Raw genomic sequence first — 19,964 nt, 5'->3', positions numbered from 1 at the left:
GGGCGGCGGGGTCGGTCGGATTCTCGGCGGGCGTCTCCCCCGGTGCTTCCCCGGGTACCTCCCCGTGCGCCTCGACGGCCATGGCCGCGGGCTCGCGCGCCGGTTCGGCCTCGGGTGCGGCCGCGCCGGGTGCGTGGGCGGGTGCGGGAGTCGGGGCCGCCCCGCTCGCCGGGAGGCCCACCCGCGCGTAGACCCCGGCGAGCACGACCACCAGCCCGGACACCGCGAAGATCGTGTCGATCGGGCCGAACCGCAGCCCCGCCAAGGAGCCCGAGAAGTCCCGCAGCCCGCTGCCCGCCAACCAGCCGGACAGCACCGCCGTCAGCATCGCCGCGAGCCGGGTCACCGGGTAGAACACCGAGATCACCCGGCCCCGGAACTCCTGCGGGGTGGCGGCGAGCAGCAGCGGTGCCATCGCGGTGTTCAGCATGGTGATCGGCACCACGAAGACGAACAGCAGCGTCACGGCCGCCGGGAAGCCGGTCTGCCGTGAGTACAGCACCAGCAGCCCGCCGCTCGCCATCAGGCCGATCCAGGTCGTCCGGCGGGCGCCGATCCACTGCACCACCCGCCCGGCGGCGAGCGCGCCCGCGATCCCGCCGATGCCGAGCGCCATGCCGAGGTAGCCGTACGACTCGGCGGAGACGTGCAGGTTCCGGGTGGCGAAAAAGATGTTCAGGGTGCTCAGGGCGCCCATCCCGAGCTGGCCGATGACCGTGAGCAGCAGCAGCGCGACGAGGAACCGGTTGCGGGCGAAGAAGCGCAGACCCTCGGCGAAGTCCTTGAACAGGCCGGGGCGTTGGGCGGGCTTGCCGGTCCTCGGGGCTGTCGGCGCGGTGCGCGCGGGGTTCACCGGCCGCAGGTCCGCCGAGCTGATGGCGATGTACGACACCAGGTACGAGAGGGCGTTGAACAGCAGCGCCCACTGCAGGCCCACCGCGAACAGCAGCGGCGCGGCGAGCGGCGGGCCGATGATCCAGGCGGTCTGCCCGGTCGCCTGGGCGATGCCGGCTGCCCTGGCCCGGTCGGCCTCGTCCGTCACGAGTTCCGCGATGATCGAGAACCGGGCCGGGGTGAAGAACTGGCTGGCCGCGTTGAGCACCAGCACGATCGCATAGATCAGGGCCAGCCAGACGCCCGCCGGCAGCTCCCGGGTCGGCACGAAGGCGACGGCGGTCAGGACGGCGACCAGTGCGCCGCGCAGCACCTCGGTGCCGAGCATGGTGGCGCGCTTGTCCCAGCGGTCGACGAAGACCCCGGCGAAGGGCCCGACGAACATCACGGCCGCGCTGGTCGCCAGGACGACGCCGCTGACCGCCTGCGGGCCCCAGGACTTCCCCTCCGCCAGCACGGTCGCCACCCAGAGCACGAGCGTGGTGCTGAACACCGCGTCCCCGACCGAGGAGACCGCCTGACCGAACCAGAGCCGGGTGTAGGTGGGGTTGATGAGGGTCGGCCGGAGCCTGCCGAGGGCGGTCACGGGGTGCGCCCCGTTCCGAGCAGCAGCGTCATCAGGGCCGTCACCAGGGTGGTGTGGTACGCCTTGGCGAAGTACTCGGCGGCCGGGTCGGCGGTGCTCGCGCGGGTGGCGGCGGACCGGCCGGGGATGGAGCCGTCCGGGCGCTGGGCGCGGGCCAGGCAGGCGAGGGCGGCGGTGCCCTCGGGCGTGCCCGTCGGGTCCAGGCCCAGGCAGACCTGGGTCATGACGAGTTCGGCGGCGAGATCCCACCAGTCGTGCCGGACGCAGTGGTCGAGCAGCCGTCCGGTCAGGGCCGCCGCGTCGGCCACCGCGCCGTCGGGCAGTCCGGGGCCGGTGCGGGCGAAGTCGCTGAGGTAGAAGGCGGAGTGGGTGAGGGCGTACGCCTCGGGGACGGTCACCGGCGGTTCGTCGGGACGGGGTGTTGTGATGCCCTGGGCGTTCTGCGCGTCCTGTGCGCTTTGCACGTCCCGGCGCCGGGCCCGGGCGAGGGCGGTGGCGGGCAGGGTGACCAGGACGTTGCGCCGGGCGAGCTCCGGGTAGGACTCGACGGCGTGCGCCACCCCCGCCTTGTCCGCGTAGTAGCGCAGTTCGAGCCGCTGGTAGGGCGAGCGCCCGGCCGGGGCGAGGTCGGCGGCGGTGAGCCGGGCGAGGGCGGCGCGGAACGGCGCGTCCTCGGTCCCGGCGGGTGCCAGGGCGGCGCAGGCCAGCCGGTACTGGGTGGCGCCGCGCGGCTCGGCGGTGAGCAGGCGCGGGAAGCCGGGGTGCAACCAGATGGCGCGGACCCGGACGGTCGCCTCGGCCCGGCGCGGGTCGTCGCCGGGGTCGAGGCGGGTCCAGCAGTGGGTGAGCAGCGCGAGTTCCAGCGCGGCCTTGGCGGGCCGGTGCGCGCCACCGGGGTCGGGGGTGCGGACGGCGCCGCGGGCGGGTGCGAACGGGTCGAAGTGGTCGAGGTGGCGGCCGATCCAGCCGAGCGTGCCGGCGCCGAGCCGCTCCAGGCCGTGGCCGGGCGCGCCGTCCTCCGGGTGACGGGGACCGGGACCGGCGGGGACGGGAACGGCGGGACCGGGACCGGAACCGGCGGGGACGGGGCCGGCGCGGAGGCCGGGTGTCGTGCTCACAGGCGCCCCGTCTCGTCCAGGTAGTCGAGCAGCGCGGCGTCGACCGTGTCGTGGAACGCGGCGAGTGTGCGCCGGTCCTCGTCCCGCCGGTAGAGGTCCTCGCAGCCGACCCAGCGGTCCCGGGTGAGGGCGCCCGGCAGGTAGCCGCCGGAGACGGTGCCGACCTCCCAGTCCGGTTTGCCCGCCGTCTCCCAGCAGCTGGCGAGGGTGCCGTCGGCGCTCACCACCGCGCCGTACCGGCCGTCCCCGTGTCCGCAGGTGGCGCAGGGCCGGTGGGCCTGCGGGCGGGTCACGCCGAGACCGAGGTCGAGGGCGCGGCGCTGCCAGCGGGTGAAGCGCGCGGAGAGGTCGCGGGTGTGCCGGAGGTCGTTGCCGTAGCCCACGCCGACATCGCCCACCTGGGCGAAGTACATGGTGCAGCGGGCCGGGTCGAGCGCGGCGGCGAGCCGGTCGAGCAGGCTGTCGACGCCCTGGTAGGTCTCCTGCGAGACGTTGACCCGGAAGATCCAGCGCAGTGGGGAGGCCTCGGAGGCGCGGGCGAGGTTGCCGACGATGGTGTCGAAGGTGCCGCTGCCCTCGGAGCGGCGGATCCGGATCCGGTCGTGGTCCGGGCGGTCGCCGTCGAAGGTGACCTGGACGGAGCGCAGGCCCCGGTCGGCGAGCCCGGTGGCGAGCGCCGGGGTGAGCAGGGTCGCGTTGGAGATCATCCAGGCGGAGGCGAGACCGTGGTCGGCGGCCCGTTCGAGGAGTTCCAGGCAGCCGCGCGGGTTGAGCAGGGGCTCGCCGCCGAACAGCAGGATGCGGAGCTTCGCCAGTTCGGCGGCGGCCATCTGCCGGTCGGTGAAATCGAGGATCTCGGTGATGGTCCGCGAGGTCAGCCGCTTGCGGGCGATCCGGGGCGGGCGGCTGCCGCCGGCGCTGTCCTGAGCGGTGTTCTGGAAGCAGTAGCCGCAGCCGAGGTTGCAGTGGGTGCTGGTCAGCACGGTCAGGGCGTAGCTGCGCGGGGCCGGGGCGGTCAGCAGGCCGGCTTCGCGCAGGCCGCGTTCGGCGCCGGGGCGCAGGGTGCCGTCCTCGGTCAACTGGCCGGGGCGCAGCCGGGCGAGGCCACCGCCGGGGCCGAGGAACCACCAGTTGCGCTCGCCCTGGAGGAGGCGGGCGCCGGTGGCGGCGACGGGGGGCGGGGCCGGCGGGCTGGTCGGGGCCGGCGCTCTCGTCGGGCTGCTCGGGGCCGTCGGGCTACTCGCGCTCGTCCGGTTCATCGGGCACCGCCCAGGACCGGGGCGGCGGACGCCGTCGGCGGCCGTTCGCCGGACGCGGACGCGCGTGGGCGCAGGAGGATCACCGTCGCCAGTGCCACCACCAGCGTGGACTGGTAGGACTTCCGGAAGAGGTGGACGGCCGTCGCGTCGTCCGGCACCCGGTCGGTGGCGGAGCGGCCGGGGAAGGCCCCCTCCGGCGACTGGGCCTCGGCGAGCAGGCGCAGAGCAGCCGCGCCCGAGGGCGTGGTCAGCGGGTCGAGGCCGAGGCAGTGCTGCGCGAGGACGAGCTTGCCCGTGAGGTCCCACTCGCCGCGCCGGACGGACTCCTCGGTGAGGCGCTCGACCCGGTCGCGGGCGTGGACGAGATCGGCCTCGCCGAGGCCCGGGTCCCGGAAGCCGAAGTCGGCCAGGTGGAAGACGGTGTGGGTCACATTGCAGACGTCGAGCTCGGCCAGCGGCTGACCGTCGGCGTGCGCGGCCAGCCGGCTGATCCGGTACAGCTCCGGGTAGTCGAGCAACTGGTGCTTCACGTCCGCCAGTTCGGCGTAGTAGCGGGTCTCCAGGTGCAGGAAGGGCGACTTGCGGCGCGGCGTCAGGAGGTCGCCCGCGACCCCTTCGGCGAGGGCCGCCCGGTGCGGGCCGTCGGCGTCCAGGCCGGCCGGGGCGAGCGCGCCGTACATGAGCTGGAACTGCCGGGCGTAGCGCGGCTCGACGGTGAGCAGCGGCGGGTGGTCGGGGCTGCGCCAGACCTGCTCGACGGTCGCGGCGACGGCGGCCAGGTCGGGGTCCGGGGGCCGCGGTCGGACGGCCTCCGCAGTCCGGTCGGCCCCGGAGGTGCCGGAGGTGCCGGTGGCCCCGGCAGCCCCGGTGGCCCTCGCCCAGCAGCGGTACAGCAGGGCGAGTTGCAGCAGCGCCTTGACCCGGGGGGTCACCGGCAGTTCGGCCCGGCCCGCCGGCTCGTCAAGAAAGCCGCAGTGCCGACCGATCCACCGCCGCGCGCCCGCCGAGAGGCTCTCCACGGCCGCGAGGTCCGGGGCGGCTGATCGAGTACCCATGGTTCTCCCTTGAGGTTGCGGGCTGCCGGTCGGACGTGCGGGCGGTCTGCTCGACGAGGTCGGCGGCTCGGCGGGGGCCGTCCGCGGCGGCGTCGGCGAGCCGTCGGCCGAGGCGCTGGGCGTGGGAACGCAGCCGGTCGTCCCGCCAGGCCGCGTCCACCAGCCCGGCCTGGTCCGGCTCCCCCGTTCGCGGGAGGTGGACGGCCGCGCCGGCCCGCAGCAACGCACCGGCGAGGACGGGCTGTTCGGAGCCGTTGGGGGTGACGCCCAGCGGTCGGCCGCGCAGCAGGGCGCCGAGCACCGGCGCCGAGGTGCCGGCGGTCAGCACCAGCCCGGCCCGGTCGACGAGCGGACCCAGCCAGGGCTTGCGGACGAGCAGGATGTCGGCGTCCGGGGCCGGGCACGGCTCGGCGGTCCGGCCCTGCTCCACGACGGCCTGGTAACGGCCGCCGGTGAAGGTCGCGTTGAGGCGTGGCCACGGAGTGCCGCCGCCGAAGAAGCGACCCAGGTGCACATAGACGACCGGCTTGCTACTGCGCGCCAACGCGGCGTCCACGGCGGCGAGTTCGCCCGGGTCGGCGGCCGGCTCCCAGGACAGCGGGCCGACCTGGTGCACCCGTGGCGGCAACTCCGCTCCCGGGTGCTCCAGTTCGGGGTCCCCCCGGAGCAGGAGCGCGTCACCGAGCAGCGGGGAGTCCTCCGGGCCGCCGGCGGCGGCCGCCGCGACCGTCGCCCGCGGCCGACGGGACGGCCGGGCGGAGAGACCGGCCTCCTCCCGGGTCGCGTCGTAGAGCGCCATCGTCTCCAGGGTCCGGTTCTCCCGGCTGCGGCCGTACTGCGGCTCGCCCTCGCCCCCGGAGCGGTAGGTCCACAGGTGGATCGAGAGTCCGATCACGACCACCGGTACGTCCAGCGTCTCGGCGGCGAGCAGTGCGCCGTTGCACAGCACGGAGGTCACCAGCAGGTCGGCCCGGGCCTGCCGGGCGGCGCGCACGGTCGCCCGGTACTGCCCGAGACCCATGACGCCCCAGCGGGCGGCGGAGAAGGCCCGCTCGCCGCCGAACTCCTCCGCCGCCGCGAACGGCAGGCCGGCCTCGGCCGCGAACGGCGCGGCGGTGGCGCGGCCCAGCACCGACACCCGGTGGCCGCGGCGCCGCAGTTCGCGCCCGACGGCGAGCGTCGGGTAGAGGTAGCCGCCGTCACTGAGCGGGCAGAGCAGGATGTTCACGGGGCCTCCGGGCCAGGGGGCTGCGGTCGGGGCGCGGCGGTCGGGGCGCGGCGGTCGGCGGGACCGGCCGAACGGGCCACCCGGCCGCCGGCGGCTCGGGCCGGTGGCGGATGACCCGCTCGGGCGTCGTGACGCCATGACGTCACAAAGTCACCAGGTCACAAGGTCACAAGGTCACCAGGTCATGACGTCGTGACTCGACGACCGGCTGCGACAACGTCACATCGCCGAACTGTTGTTGATCACACAGATGTCGTCGACGACGCCGTCGTCCTCGACGTCGATGCCGTGCGCCACGACGTCGACCTCGTCCTCGGCCTCGGTCGGCTCCGGGTTGATGGAGTCACTCATGCTGACCTCCCTCTGCAGTGCGGCGTCCGCTACGCCGGCCCGGGAGAAACGTAGGGATCCCCGGTATGGCGGCGATTAGGCGGCGGTTCGATTTCGGTATGACGGTTGGTCATATGCCGTTCTGCTCTTCGCTCCTGGCTCTTCACTCCGGCTCCGGACCGGCGGCCCACCGCACCCGTGCGCCACGCGCTTCCCCTTCGTCCCGTCCGCCCCGTGCACCCGGCTCGCTCAGTGGAGGTGGACCGGCACCCGGTCGGCGGTCCGGCCGGCCCGCTCCCGGGCGTACGCGTACAGCAGCGCCGGCATCTCGTACCGCACGGTGTGGGCGAGCCCCTCCGCGTCGGCGACGGTGAGCAGGCTGGCCTCCAGGAGGTCCTCCAGCACCCGCACGGCCGTCCCCGGATCGCAGTCCAGCACCGCGGCCGCCCGGTCCAGGGTGAACACCGGACGGGCCAGCAGGCCGAGCCGCAGCACCGCCCAGTGCGCGGCCTCCGGCAGTTCGCCGACCGACTCGGCCAGACGCACCCGCACCAGCGGATCGCCCCCGCACAGCTCGTCCAGCAGCGCCCGGCCGCCGCCCAGCCGCGCGACGTACTCGCCCAACGGGACGTGCCGCAGGAACGCCAGCCGGTCGGCGACCAGCCTGACCCCGAGCGGCAGCAGTCCGGTCGCCCGGACGATCCGGGCGGCGGACTCCCGGTCCGCGTCGACCCGTTCGGCGCCGATCGTCCGACCCAGGAACTCCACCGCCTCGTCCGCGGTGAAGGGTGGCAGCCAGACCCGGTGGGCGCCCTCCAGGCCGATCAGCCCGGGCCTGGCGGTGACCACGACGGCGCTCTCCCCCGCCTCCGGCAGCAGTGGCCGGACCTCGGACTCCCGGCGGGCGTCGTCGACGACCACCAGCGCGCGGCGCCCGGTCAGCCACAACTGCCAGGCCCAGCGCGGGTCGGAGCACTCCGCGGCGGGCGGCGCGCCGGTCGGACCGTCCCGTTCGGCGCAGGCGGTGGCCGCCAGCAGCTGGCGCAGGACGTCGTCCAGCGGGCGGGGGCGGCCGTCCTCCCCGCGCAGCCGGACGAACAGCCGGCCGTCCGGGAACTGTTCGGCCAATCGGTGCGCGGTGTGGACGGCGAGCGCGGTCTTGCCCGCGCCCAGCGGTCCGGTCACCACCGCCAGCCGGCCGGCGCCACCCGTGAGCACCTCGGCCAGCCGGCGCACGGGGGCCGCGCGGCCGGTGAACGCGGGCGGGTCGGTGGGCAGCAGGTTCGGCGCCGCCACCCGGTGCGGGCGCGGAGGCGGCGGCCGCAGCTCGGCGGGCGGCGCGGGCCGCGCATGGACGGGGCCGGCCTCGCAGAGCAGCGAACGGTAGAAGCGCGCCAGGGCCGGGCTCGGCGGCAGGCCGAGTTCATGGGCCAGCGTCTGCCGCAGCTCGTCGTAGACGGCGAGCGCCTCGGAGCGGCGGCCGGCCTGGCACAGGGCGGTCATCTGCAGCATCCGCAGGCGTTCGCGCAACGGGTGCCGCTGCGCGGTCTCGGTGGCTCGCTCGATCGCCTCCGCCCCGCGCCCGGCGGCGAGTTCGGCGTCCAGCCAGTCCTCGAACACACCGAGGAAGCGGCGGTCGAGGCGCTGCGCGGCACTGTCGATCAGCGGGACGTCCCGGAACCCGTCGAGCGCCGAGCCGCGCCACAGCTCCAGGGCCTCGGTGAACGCCCCTGCCCTGGCCCGCTGTTCGAAGCGGAGCGCGTCGAGCTCCCCCTCGGCGGTGTGCAGGACGTAGCCGCCGGCCTGGTGGCTGATCCGGGTGGCCCCGAGGGCGGTTGCGTGTCCCGTGCCGGAGCCGGGACAGGAAGTGTCCGGGCCGGACTCGGGACCGGCCAGTCGGCGCAGCCCCGAGACGTACACCTGGAGGTTCTTCCGGGCGGTACGCGGCGGCGCGTCGTCCCACAGCGCCTCGACCAGGGAGTCGGCCGACACCCGGGTATTCGCGTGGGACAGCAGCGCCGCCAGGAGAATCTGTTGTTTCCGTGATCCCGGATCGACGGCCCGACCGTTCTCCAGCACGTGCAGCGGCCCGAGAATCCCGAATCTGACCGCCATCTCACGCCAACTTGATGACGAAGGAATGCCCTTCCACCTCGGCGTCCGAAACAGCGTCGAGCCGCTGTTTCACGGAATTGAGGACAGCGACCTCGTCCTCGCTGAGCCGGGACAGCACGTCCCGTTGCTCCAGTGTCAGCAGGTCGACCGGGTTGCCCGCCTGCCGGAGGGCGGCGAGGGCGTCGAATGTCATGGTCCCCTCCTTCTCGGATGCCAGATCATCATCACCGCCGCCCGGGACGCCGTCCATGAGACCTTTGGGCCAGAAACCGCCTTCGGCGGGGGAGGTCGCGAGAATCAGTGCGAGCAGTCCGGCCTGCAGTCTTGACCGGAGTCCCAGTTTCGCCAGAATGGCGGTGACGAACCGTTTGACGGTGCGCTCACTGATATTGAGTTCGTAGGCTATCGAGCGATTGTCGTACCCGAGGCCCAACAGCTGCAGCACGGTGCGCTCCCGGGGCGTCAGCTCCCGGGTCAGCGGCAGCGCCGCCGCCGGCGGTAGCGGTACCCCCGGCGCGCGTGGCGCTCCGCACGCCGGACACACCGGATCTCCACCACCCATCGACGGGATCCCCCCTCCGGCGGCACACCACTGCGGTGCCCTCATGCTGACGCTCCCGTCGGACACCGGCAAGAGGTCGAACGTGCCCGGATGATGCCAACAGCACGCCCGGGAGCGGCGGTCAGGCCTCGTCGAACGGCTCGTCGCTCCACCGGAACCATGCGCGCCCGCCGTCGACGTGCAGCAGGAACTCCGCCACCGGCCCCGCCGGTGCCACCAGCGACAGCGCGCCCGCGATCCGCTCGTAGCTCACGTCGAACCGCTCGTACTCCTCCGCGTCGAGCAGCGCCAACGACTCCTCGAACCACGCCCGCACCGCACCGAACGCCGCCGTCGGCACGAACCGCCCGTGCAGCCACGGGAAGTCCGCCTCGTCGATCACGATCTCACCGAGCACCTCCCCCTCCCGCACCAACCGCCAGCTCTCCCCGAGGAACCCCACCTGGCACCACCCGTCCTGTCGTCGATCGGCCGTCGGCCGTCGGCGGTCGGCGGTCGGCGGTCGTTGGTCTTCCGTCGACCGCCGTTCGTCATCTCATCGTTCATCGTCCACCGCCGGCGACCCGCCACCCATCGCTGGCCACCCCTCGGCCCTCGCTCCTCGACCCTCGCCCGTCACCCCTCGGCCGGCGCGAGCCGCGGGTCACCCACGCCGACACCTCCGGCCCCTGTTCGCACTTTGCAAAGTGCACTTTGCAAAGTGCGGAGGACTGCCGGGGCGCCGCCTCCCCGGCGGCGCCCCGCGAGGTCAGAGGGTGGCCGGAGCGACTTCGGCGAGGGCGTCGAGGACGGGGCGGATGAGCGGGTGGCCGTCGGCACCGGCGCGGACGGCGGCGAAGACCCGGCGGGTGGCGAGGGCACTGTCGACGGGGCGGACGGCGACCCGGGCCAGGTCTACGCCGAGAAGGGCCGAGCGCGGGACCAGAGCCACGCCGGCACCGGCCGAGGCGAGGGCGACGACGGCGCGGAAGTCGTCGGAGGAGTGCACCAGGCGCGGCTGGAAACCGGCATGCTCGCAGGCCAGCAGCACCACGTCGTGGCACGGGTTGCCCGGATAGGGGCCGATCCACGGTTCGTCGCCGAGGTCAGCCATCGCGACCGGCCCCTCTGCGGCGGCCAGCGGGTGGGCGAGCGGGAGAACGGCCTCGAAGGGCTCGGCGTAGAGCGGGACGCGGGTGAGCCGGGCGTCGTCGGCACGCGGGGCGCCGCGGTACTCGACTGCCACGGCGAGGTCGGCGCGACCGTCGAGCAGCATCGGCAGGCTGGCGTCGCCCTCGGCGTCGAGCACCTTGAGCCGGACACCGGGGGCACGGGTGGCGAGGGTGCCGATGGCGGGCGCGAGGACGAGCGAGATGCCGGTGGCGAAGGAGGCCACGGTGACCTCGCCGGAGACGCCGGCGCTGTAGGCGGCGAGGTCGGCCTCGGCCCGTTCGAGCTGGGCGAGGACGGCGTCGGCGTGACCGAGCAGGATCTCCCCGGCCGCCGTGAGCCGCACGCCACGGCCCTCGCGGGCGAGCAGGTGGTGGCCGGTCTCCTGCTCCAGGGCGGCCAGCTGTTGCGAGACGGCGGAGGGGGTGAGGTAGAGCGCGGCCGCCGCGGCGGTCACCGTCCGGTGGTCCGCCACCGCTCGCAGGGTCCGCAGCCGTCTCGCGTCGATCACAGACCAATTCTGCCAGCGTCGATGGGACTGCCGGGGCGGGGGTGACGAACCGGTCGCGAGGGACTACGGAGTGGGAAGTCGGCCCCGCCGACTTCCCACTCCCGGCAACACCGCACGCAGTACTCCGGCGACCCCCTGCCCCTCGCCCCGGATCCCCGCCCCCAGCACTTTGCAAAGTCACACTTTGCAAAGTGCAACGAGAGGCGATCCCCTTGATTCCCGGGCGCACAGCCTCCTCGACGCTCCTTCCCGCACTTTGCAAAGTGTGACTTTGCAAAGTGCGGAGCGGGGAGGGAGAGCGGGGAAAGAGTGCGGTGAGGCGAAGCGGCACAGCGGCACAGCGGCACAGCGGCACAGCAGCAGTGGAGCGGGGAGAAAGCGAAGGCGCGCCCGAAGAGGACCAGAACGAGGGAGCGGAAGGGCGAGCCCGACGAAGCACAGCCCGGTGCCGGACACCTCCGCACCGAGCCGCGCCACCGGCACGGAGCCGACCGGCCCCGGAAACCGCGAACGGGAGTGGGAAGTCGGTCGGGCCGACTTCCCACTCCCGCGGCGGGAGGGTGGGGCAGGTGGTCTTGGTGCTGTGCGATGTCGGCGGGGCCGGCCCCGCCGACACCGCACAGCGGTTCTGGAGCCCGTGGCACGTCCGGTTCCGAGCGGACGTGCCACGGGCGATCGAGGGGGAACGGGCCCGGCAAGGGGCCGTTCCCGGCGACCGCCACCGCGTGAGTGACGCGGCGGACGAACGGACGCAGCGGTCACAGCGTCACGGCGGTCACAGCGGTAGCCGGCGGTTGCGGCAAGCGCAACAGCGCGGGAGCTACTCCCCCAGCGCGGCGCGCGCGTCCACGAAGGCGGCGACGGCGCGCTCGACGTCCTCGGTGGTGTGCGCGGCGGAGAGCTGGACCCGAATCCGGGCCTGGCCGTGCGGGACGACCGGGTACGAGAAGCCGATCACGTACACGCCGCGCTCCAGCAGCAGCTCGGCGAGCCGGCCCGCCTTCGCCGCGTCGCCGATCATCACCGGCGCGATCGGGTGGTCCCCGGGCAGGATCTCGAAGCCCGCCTCGGTCATCTTCGAACGGAACAGCGCGGTGTTCGCCGCCAGCCGCTCCCGCAGCTCGTTCGAGCTCTCGACGAGGTCCAGGACCTTCAGCGAGGCGGCCGCGATGACCGGCGCGAGCGAGTTCGAGAACAGGTACGGGCGCGAGCGCTGGCGCAGCAGCGCGACGATCTCCCGACGCGCGGCCACGTAGCCGCCGGAGGCACCGCCGAGCGCCTTGCCGAGGGTGCCGGTGATGATGTCGACCCGGTCCATGACGCCGTGCAGCTCCGGCGTGCCGCGCCCGCCCGCGCCGACGAAGCCGACGGCGTGCGAGTCGTCGACCATGACCATGGCGTTGTAGCGGTCGGCGAGGTCGCAGATCTCGCGCAGCGGGGCGACGTAGCCGTCCATCGAGAAGACGCCGTCGGTGACGATCAGGCGGCGGCGGGCGTCCTGGCTCTCCTTGAGCTGCTGCTCCAGGTCGGCGAGGTCGCGGTTGGCGTAGCGGTGGCGGCGGGCCTTGCAGAGCCGGATGCCGTCGATGATGCTCGCGTGGTTGAGGGCGTCCGAGATGACGGCGTCGCGCTCGTCGAGCAGGGTCTCGAAGACACCGCCGTTGGCGTCGAAGCAGGACGAGTAGAGGATCGTGTCCTCCTGGCCGAGGAACGCGGAGAGGCGGTCCTCGAGCTGCTTGTGCACGTCCTGGGTGCCGCAGATGAAGCGGACGGACGCCATGCCGTAGCCCCAGCGGTCGAGCGCGTCCTTGGCGGCGTCGAGCACCTCGGGGTGGTCGGCGAGGCCGAGGTAGTTGTTGGCGCAGAAGTTGAGGACCTCGCCCGGGGTGCCGCCCGCGGTGACGGTGACGGCGGCGCTCTGCGGGCTGCCGATGACGCGCTCCGGCTTGAAGAGGCCGGCCTCACGGATCTCTTCGAGGGTGGCGGCGACCTCGTCGCGCACGTTGTCGAACACAGCTGCTCCTAAAAGGATCGTCGGATCGGCGAGGGTGCTCAGGCGGTCCAGTCGAGGATGACCTTGCCGCAGCGGCCGCCGGCCGCCTCGTCGAAGGCTGCCTCGAAGTCGGTGGCGGCGTACCGACCGGTGATCACGGGGCTGAGGTCGAGGCCGCCCTCCAGGAGGACGGACATCGCGTACCAGGTCTCGAACATCTCCCGGCCGTAGATGCCCTTGATGGTGAGCATCGAGGTGACGACGGAGGCCCAGTCGATCGGGAACTGCTCGGCGGGCAGGCCCAGCATGGCGATCTTCCCGCCGTGGGTCATGTTGGCGATCATCGACTGCATCGCCTCGGGCCGGCCGGACATCTCCAGGCCGACGTCGAAGCCCTCGCGCAGGCCGAGCTTCTGCTGGCCCTCCTCGATGGTGTGCTCGGCGACGTTGAGCGCCAGCGTGACACCGACCTTGCGGGCGAGGTCGAGGCGGTACGGGGAGACGTCGGTGATCATGACGTTGCGGGCGCCGGCGTGCTTGGCGACGGCGGCGGCCATGATGCCGATCGGGCCGGCACCGGTGACCAGCACGTCCTCACCGACCAGCGGGAAGGACAGCGCGGTGTGCACGGCGTTGCCGAACGGGTCGAAGATCGCGGCGACGTCGAGGTCGACGGGGACCCGGTGCACCCAGACGTTGGAGGCCGGCAGGGCGACGTACTCGGCGAAGGCGCCGTCGCGGTTGACGCCGAGGCCGACGGTGTTGCGGCAGAGGTGGCGGCGGCCGGCCAGGCAGTTGCGGCACTTGCCGCAGACCAGGTGGCCCTCGCCGCTGACCAGGTCGCCGACGGCGATGTCCGCGACGCCGGCACCGAGCTCGGCGACCTCGCCGACGAACTCGTGGCCCAGCACCAGCGGGGTCCTGATGGCCTGCTGCGCCCAGCCGTCCCACTTGCGGATGTGCAGGTCGGTACCGCAGATGCCGGTGCGCAGCACCTTGATGAGCACCTCGCCGGGGCCGATCGCCGGGGTGGGGACGTCCATCAGCCAGAGTCCCGGCTCGGCCTTCTGCTTGACGAGTGCCTTCACGGCGGTGGCTCCTGACGCACGGTGGGGCGGCCTGGTGTGGGCAGGCCGACGAGGCCCGGCGGTGGCGGCCCCCGGGAGGGCCGGAGGGTGGTGACGGGGCCGGGGTCCTGGTGTCGGTCCTGGCGTCCGTAATCCGGGCAGGCAGAAATCTGCCTGGTCGGAGGGGGTGCGGTCCATCGAGGAATTCTTAAGGGCCGCGACAGCTGGGCTGAACGATCGTGCCCGAGCTGCGCCCGGGGCCGGTCGCGGCGTGCCGGTCGGCACCCCGACGGCGGAGCGCGCGGGGCGCGTTCGGGGCGCACGGAGCGCCCGCCCGGCGGCCCCGCCGGACCGCGACCCGACCCGGGCCGCCGACGCCGGTCCACGCCGGTCCACGCCGGTCCGGTCAGTCCCGGTCAGTCCCGGCCCGGTCCGGCCCGGTCCGGTCAGTCCCGCCGGACGGCGACGGCGTGCCCGACCACCGCCGCGGTCCCGAGCAGAACGGCGGCGAGCGCGAGCAGCAGCGCGGTGGAGCCGACCAGGTCCGCCGACCGGTGGTGGCCGGAGAGCCGGGTGAGCAGGAGGTTCACCGGCGGCAGGCCCTTGCCGAGGGTCAGGACGAGCAGCAGCGCGAGGGCGAGCAGCAGTCCGTGCCCCTGTCGCCGGACCACCGGCCGGGCGGTGAGCAGGCCGACGGCGGCGCCGGTGCAGGCGCAGGTGAGCTGGACCTCGACGCCCAGGAGCAGGTCGGCGGCGGTGGGGCTGTGGTCGCCGACGAGCAGCGGCAGGAGCAGGCCGAGGGCGGTGAGGGGCAGGCAGGCCGCCAGCGCGGCGAGGACGGTCCCGGTGGTCAGGCGCCGGTGTCCGCCGGTGGCGGCCGTCAGCACGGCCCGGTGGGGCGGGTCGTCGAGCCCGGCCAGCGCCATGGTGAGCCAGGTCGCGGCGAGCAGCATCGCCAGGCCGGAGGCAGCGTGGGCGGCGGTGAGCGGACCGGTGTCGTTGCTGGTGAGCACGGTGACGAGGGCGGCGAACAGGAGCAGCGGGGCGAGGTAGCGCTGGGAGAGCAGCAGGGTGGTGAGCCGGTAGCGGACGAGGGCGGTCATCGGGCGGTGGTCCTCGGGGTGGGTGCGGGCGCCGGTTCGGCCGCAGCGGGGGCCGGTTCGGGCGCGGGCCGGGTGACGGCTTGCACGGACCAGTCGTCGCGGAGTGCGGCGAGCAGGACGGCGTCGGTCCTCGACCGGTCGACCCGCAGGTGGAGTTCGGCCCCGTGGCGCTCGGCGGCGAGGACACCTGGAAGGTCGAGAAAACCGGGAAGGTCGAGAAAGCCGGGAAGGTCGAGAACACCGGGGAGGTCGGGGCCGCCCCGGCGGGTGAGGACAACCACCACGGGCGCGCCCGGGCCGGGGTCGGCGTGGCGGGTGACCCGTCCGTCGGCGACGGTGTGCACGGCGGTGGCGTGCGTCCGGGCGAGGGCCTCGCGGTGGTCGGTGAACACCACCGCCCCGCCGGCGGCGGCCGTCTCGGCGAGGATCCCGGCGAGCGCGGTGTGGGCGGAGGCGTCGAGGCCGGACCACGGTTCGTCGAGGACGAGCAGGTCGGGCGGCACGAGCAGGGCCTGCGCGAGCGCGACCTTCTGGGCGTTGCCCTTGGAGAGGGTGCGCAGCGGGGCGTCCGGGCCGCCGGCGAGGGCGAGGCGGTCCAGCAGTCGGCCGGCGCGGTCCCGGGCGGTGGCGGTGGGCAGGCCGCGGATGCGTCCGAGGTGGGTGAGGTAGGCCATGGCGGTGAGGCGTTCGTGGGCGGTGAAGCGGTCGGGGACGTAGCCGACGGAGGCCCCCTGGGCGGTGGCCGTTCCGGTGCGGCGGCCGGCGGTGGGGCGGGTGAGGCCGGCCAGGATCCGTAGCAGGGTGGACTTGCCGGAGCCGTTGGCGCCGACGACGGCGAGCACGTCGCCGGGTGCGAGGTCCAGGTCGACGTCGCGCAGGATCCAGCGGCCCCGTCCGTAGCGTTTGCCTACGGCTTCGCAGTGCAGCAGCACCTCGGTGTTCCCCTCCGTCGGTCGGGCGGTGGGCACCTTACGCGGCGGCCGGTAGGGGGCGGATATGGTGCGGGCCGATCCGGTGGTGGCGCGACCGGGGCCGGGCCGGGTGGCTGACGGGTGGGTCCGTTCGGGCCAGCGGGTGGCCGCAGGGCGCGCGGTGCCGGTGACCGGCGCATACGGTGGCGATCGCTCCCCCTTGCGGGCCCGTGGAGCGGTGCTCCGGGTCCGTCCTGCCCAGAGAGGCGCCTCGACGATGACGAATCACGACCGCGTGCCGAATCGTGTGACGACGGCCCGAGCCACGACCCCACGCCGCCCGGCCGCGGCCCGTCCGGGTACGACCCGCGCGGCTACGGCCCGGGCGGCCTCGGCCCGGCCCGCCCCGGCGGCAGTCGCGCTGGCGCTGGCCGGGCTGCTGGCCTCGGCCGGCTGTTCGGGCGGCTCCTCCGCCGGCTCCCCGGCGGCCGGGGCGGTGACGGCCGTCCCGGCGGCGCTCAGCCCCTCGGCCTCGGCTTCGGGCCCGAGCGCGAGCGCGACGCTGCTCAGCCCCTCCCCGACCACTCCCACCACGTCCTCGGGCGGCTCCGCGGGCCCGACCGCGCTGCCGTTGACGCCGGACGTGACGGCCCGGCTGGACACCGCGGTGCAGCGGGTGCTGACGGAGGCCTCGGTGCCGGGGGTGATCGTCAACCTGTCGACGCCGCAGGGCGAGTACCTGAAGGCCTTCGGTGTCTCCGACAAGGTCGCGGGCACGGCGATGGTGACCGGGCTGAACATGCGGATCGGCAGCGAGACGAAGACCTTCACCGTCACCGGTCTGCTGCGGCTGGTGGACCAGGGCAAGGCGGGGCTGGACGACCCGATCGGCAAGTACGTCTCGGGCGTGCCGAACGGTGACACGATCACCCTGCGCCAGCTGTCCGACATGCGCAGCGGCCTGTTCTCGTACACCCAGGACGAGGACTTCGTGGCGGCGCTCCAGGCGGACCCGCAACGCTCGTTCACGCCGGACCAGTTGCTCGCGTACGCGTTCAAGCACCCGGTGAACTTCGCCCCGGGGGCGGAGTTCGACTACTCCAACACCAACACGGTGCTGATCGGGAAGGTGATCGAGAAGCTGGGCGGGCAGCCGCTCGGCGAGTTCCTGAAGAAGGAGGTGTTCGACCCGGCGGACCTGGGCCGGACGGTGTTCCCGACCACGAACGCGTTCCCGCAGCCGCACTCCCAGGGTTACACCAACCAGACCGCGGACGGGACGATCGCGGACGCCACCGACTGGAATCCGTCCTGGGGTTGGGCGGCGGGGGCGATGATCTCGGACCAGGCGGACATGAAGAAGTGGGCCAAGGTGCTGGCCACCGGCACGCTGCTGACTCCGCAGACGCAGGCGCAGCGGCTCCAGCCGCAGCCCTCGGCGGTGCCGGACACCTGGTACGGGCTGGGGGTGTTCTACAACCACGGGTGGATCGGGCACAACGGCTCGCTGCCGGGCTACCAGACGGTGGTGGTGTATCTGCCGTCCGCGCAGGCCTCGTTGGTGGTGCTGCTGAACACCGACATCACGTACAAGGGGTCGGCGCCGTCGACGCTGTTCGCGAAGGCGATCACGGAGGTCGTCTCGCCGGGGAACGTCTACGACCTGCCGGCGGCCCCGGCGGGCGGGGACGAGCCCTCGGCGACGGCGGACGCGTCGGTGTCGACCTCGGTGACGCCGCCGGTGCCTTCGACAGCGTGACCTGGCGGGCGTGACCGGGCGGGCGTGACCTGGCGGGCGTGACCTGGCGCGGGTGCGTGACCCGGCGCGGGTGCCAAGGGGCGGTCAGCCCCCGAGCACCCGCGCCAGGTCGTAGGAGACCGGCTCCTCCAACTGCTCGTACGTGCAGCTCTCCGGCGCCCGGTCCGGGCGCCAGCGCCGGAACTGCGCGGTGTGCCGGAAGCGGGTGCCCTCCATGTGGTCGTAGGCGACCTCGACGACGCGTTCGGGGCGCAGCGGCACCCAGGAGAGGTCCTTCTTCCCGGTCCAGCGGCTCTGCGCCCCGGGGAGTCTGGCGTCGGCGTGGGCGGCCTCGTCGGCCCAGGCGCCCCAGGGGTGGCCGGCGAGGTCGGTGGTGCGCAACGGCGCGAGTTCCTCGGCGAGTTCGCTGCGGCGGGCCATGCTGAAGGCGGCGCAGACGCCGACGTGCTGGAGGCGGCCCTCGGCGTCGTGGATCCCGAGCAGCAGGGAGCCGACGACGGGTCCGCTCTTGTGCTCGCGGTAGCCGGCGACCACGCAGTCGGCGGTGCGCTCGTGCTTGATCTTGTACATGGTGCGTTCGCCGGGCCGGTAGGGCTGGTCGAGGGGTTTGGCGACGATGCCGTCCAGTCCGGCGCCCTCGTACTGGGCGAACCAGGTCTCGGCGAGGTCGCGGTCGGTCGCGGCGGGGGCGGTGAAGACGGGGTCGGCGGCGTCGGCGAGGGCCGTTTCGAGGGCGGCGCGGCGGGCCGCGAGCGGCCGGTCGAGGAGGGATTCGTCGCCGAGGGCGAGCAGGTCGAAGGCGACGAAGGAGGCGGGGGTGCGTTCGGCGAGCAGTTCGACCCGGCTGGCGGCGGGGTGGATGCGTTCGAGGAGTTCCTCGAAGCGCAGCCGGCCGTCGCGGGCGATGACCACCTCGCCGTCGAGGACGCAGCGCGGGGGTGTTTCGCGGCGCAGGGCCGTGACGAGTTCGGGGAAGTAGCGGGTGAGGGGTTTGCCGGTGCGGCTGCCGATCTCGATCTCGTCGCCGTCGCGGAAGACGATGGCGCGGAAGCCGTCCCATTTGGCCTCGTACTGCATGCCGGGCGGGATCTTGGCGACGGACTTGGCGAGCATCGGGGCGACGGGCGGCATCACGGGCAGGTCCATGCTTCCGATCCTCGCGCCGACGCGGTCCGCACGCGCGGCGGCGCGCGGGCGGCACGCGGGCCTCACGAGCACCCAGGTAGGTACGCGCGCCCAGGTCAGGACAGGCGCGGCGGGCGGCGCGCGCTTAGCGTGAGTGGCATGGGCTCTGCCGTGGAACTGGATGTCGCCGGACGCACCGTCCGGCTCTCGAACCCCGACAAGGTGTACTTCCCGGAGCGCGGCTTCACCAAGCTGGACGTCGCCGAGTACTACCTCGCGGTCGCGGACGGGGTGCTGCGCGGGCTGCGGGACCGGCCGACCACGCTGCAGCGGTTCCCGGACGGGGTGGAGGGCGAGTTCTTCTACCAGAAGCGGGCCCCGAAGGGCCTGCCCGACTGGCTGCCGACCGCGCGGATCGCCTTCCCGAGCGGGCGGTCGGCGGACGAGATCTGTCCGACCGAGCCGGCGGCGGTGCTGTGGGCGGCGAACCTCGGCTGTCTGACCTTCCACCCGTGGCCGGTGCGCCGCTCGGACACCGACCATGTGGACGAGCTGCGGATCGACCTGGACCCGCAGCCGGGCACGGACTTCCGGGACTCGGTGCGGGTCGCGCACGAGCTGCGGGCCGTCCTGGAGGAGCACGGGCTGCGGGGGTGGCCGAAGACCTCGGGCGGGCGCGGGGTGCACGTGTACGTGCCGCTGGTGCCGGAGTGGACGTTCACCGACGGGCGGCACGCGGTGATCGCGCTGGGCCGGGAGCTGGAGCGGCGGCTGCCGGGGCGGGTGACCACGGCGTGGTGGAAGGAGGAGCGCGGGGAGCGGATCTTCGTCGACTACAACCAGATGGCGCGGGACCGGACGATCGCCTCCGCCTACTCGCTGCGGGCCCGGCCCCGGGCGACGGCGTCGACGCCGCTGCTGTGGGAGGAGTTGGACGACGCGCTGCCGGAGGACTTCGACCTGCGGACGGTGCCCGCCCGGTTCGCGGAGGTGGGCGATCCGCACGCGGGCATGCAGGACGAGGCGTTCCGGCTGGAGGCGCTGCTGGAGCTGTACGAGCGGCAGGTCGCGGACGGCGCGCACGGCGAGCTGCCGTATCCGCCGGACCATCCGAAGGCGGCGGGCGAGCCGACCCGGGTGCAGCCGAGCCGGGCCCGGAAGAAGACCTGAGCGCAGGACCCGGCCCCGTGGGAGCACCC

17 protein-coding genes are annotated in these 19,964 nt (G+C 74.1%); 2 read left to right on the top strand and 15 right to left on the bottom strand.

Annotation, left to right across the window (positions count from 1 at the left end):
• The 14 genes from BI06_RS46250 to BI06_RS13385 form a co-directional block, all read right to left on the bottom strand.
• Positions 1-1,480: MFS transporter (locus BI06_RS46250; RefSeq protein WP_082558554.1), on the bottom strand; the 1,480-nt coding region annotated here is incomplete at its 3' end.
• Positions 1,477-2,598 carry a hypothetical protein gene (locus BI06_RS13440; protein WP_233290141.1) on the bottom strand — a complete coding sequence of 374 codons (1,122 nt, stop codon included), beginning with the start codon at positions 2,596-2,598 and terminating at the stop codon, positions 1,477-1,479. The genes BI06_RS46250 and BI06_RS13440, both read right to left, overlap by 4 nt.
• A complete protein-coding gene (locus BI06_RS13435; protein ID WP_043468260.1) occupies positions 2,595-3,857 on the bottom strand; it encodes a radical SAM protein in 1,263 nt (420 codons plus the stop codon). Before BI06_RS13435 ends, BI06_RS13440 begins: the two co-directional genes overlap by 4 nt.
• Complete coding sequence (locus tag BI06_RS55120) at positions 3,854-4,912, bottom strand: hypothetical protein (RefSeq protein ID WP_043468258.1); 1,059 nt, start codon at positions 4,910-4,912, stop codon at positions 3,854-3,856. The genes BI06_RS13435 and BI06_RS55120 overlap by 4 nt, the downstream gene beginning before the upstream one ends.
• Complete coding sequence (locus tag BI06_RS13425; protein WP_063794963.1) at positions 4,818-6,140, bottom strand: glycosyltransferase; 1,323 nt, start codon at positions 6,138-6,140, stop codon at positions 4,818-4,820. The genes BI06_RS55120 and BI06_RS13425 overlap by 95 nt, the downstream gene beginning before the upstream one ends.
• Before the next feature lie 219 nt (positions 6,141-6,359).
• The gene (locus BI06_RS54680; RefSeq protein WP_255360214.1) at positions 6,360-6,491 is read right to left on the bottom strand and encodes a hypothetical protein; all 132 of its coding nucleotides are present in this window, start codon (positions 6,489-6,491) and stop codon (positions 6,360-6,362) included.
• A gap of 228 nt (positions 6,492-6,719) precedes the next feature.
• Positions 6,720-8,585 carry a BTAD domain-containing putative transcriptional regulator gene (locus BI06_RS13420; RefSeq protein ID WP_043468256.1) on the bottom strand — a complete coding sequence of 622 codons (1,866 nt, stop codon included), beginning with the start codon at positions 8,583-8,585 and terminating at the stop codon, positions 6,720-6,722.
• A 1-nt stretch (position 8,586) separates the two neighbouring features.
• Positions 8,587-9,147: a helix-turn-helix transcriptional regulator gene (locus BI06_RS53485; RefSeq protein WP_369826116.1), complete on the bottom strand. Its 561-nt coding sequence runs from the start codon at positions 9,145-9,147 to the stop codon at positions 8,587-8,589.
• 121 nt (positions 9,148-9,268) lie between these two features.
• Entirely contained in the window at positions 9,269-9,589 is a 321-nt protein-coding gene (locus BI06_RS13410; RefSeq protein ID WP_030395699.1) for a hypothetical protein, read from the bottom strand.
• A gap of 306 nt (positions 9,590-9,895) precedes the next feature.
• Positions 9,896-10,807: a LysR family transcriptional regulator gene (locus tag BI06_RS13405; protein ID WP_030395698.1), complete on the bottom strand. Its 912-nt coding sequence runs from the start codon at positions 10,805-10,807 to the stop codon at positions 9,896-9,898.
• 820 nt (positions 10,808-11,627) lie between these two features.
• Positions 11,628-12,821 carry a glycine C-acetyltransferase gene (locus tag BI06_RS13400; RefSeq protein WP_030395697.1) on the bottom strand — a complete coding sequence of 398 codons (1,194 nt, stop codon included), beginning with the start codon at positions 12,819-12,821 and terminating at the stop codon, positions 11,628-11,630.
• Positions 12,822-12,859: 38 nt separating this feature from the next.
• Entirely contained in the window at positions 12,860-13,888 is a 1,029-nt protein-coding gene (tdh, locus tag BI06_RS13395) for an L-threonine 3-dehydrogenase (RefSeq protein WP_030395696.1), read from the bottom strand.
• Between the two features lie 425 nt (positions 13,889-14,313).
• Positions 14,314-14,970, bottom strand: a complete 657-nt coding sequence (locus tag BI06_RS13390) for a hypothetical protein (protein ID WP_043468252.1) — start codon at positions 14,968-14,970, stop codon at positions 14,314-14,316.
• On the bottom strand, positions 14,967-15,896 hold the full coding sequence (locus BI06_RS13385; RefSeq protein WP_051741279.1) for an ATP-binding cassette domain-containing protein: 930 nt from the start codon (positions 15,894-15,896) through the stop codon (positions 14,967-14,969). The genes BI06_RS13390 and BI06_RS13385 overlap by 4 nt, the downstream gene beginning before the upstream one ends.
• Before the next feature lie 280 nt (positions 15,897-16,176).
• Between BI06_RS13385 and BI06_RS13380 the strand changes: the two genes are divergently transcribed.
• Positions 16,177-17,640 (top strand): serine hydrolase, encoded by a 1,464-nt coding sequence (locus tag BI06_RS13380; protein WP_233290138.1) that lies wholly within the window; start codon positions 16,177-16,179, stop codon positions 17,638-17,640.
• Between the two features lie 84 nt (positions 17,641-17,724).
• Here BI06_RS13380 and BI06_RS13375 read toward each other — a convergent pair whose 3' ends face one another.
• Positions 17,725-18,786, bottom strand: coding sequence for an ATP-dependent DNA ligase (locus tag BI06_RS13375; RefSeq protein ID WP_030395692.1), 1,062 nt, complete (start codon positions 18,784-18,786; stop codon positions 17,725-17,727).
• Positions 18,787-18,936: 150 nt separating this feature from the next.
• Between BI06_RS13375 and ligD the strand changes: the two genes are divergently transcribed.
• Positions 18,937-19,935 carry a non-homologous end-joining DNA ligase gene (ligD, locus tag BI06_RS13370; RefSeq protein WP_030395691.1) on the top strand — a complete coding sequence of 333 codons (999 nt, stop codon included), beginning with the start codon at positions 18,937-18,939 and terminating at the stop codon, positions 19,933-19,935.
• Positions 19,936-19,964 lie beyond the last annotated feature (29 nt).

It is taken from the genome of Kitasatospora sp. MBT66, from assembly GCF_000710405.2.
GTDB lineage: Bacteria > Actinomycetota > Actinomycetes > Streptomycetales > Streptomycetaceae > Kitasatospora > Kitasatospora purpeofusca.
The sequence above is the reverse complement of the archived record's forward strand: the minus strand, read 5'-3'. Positions and strand labels throughout refer to the sequence as shown.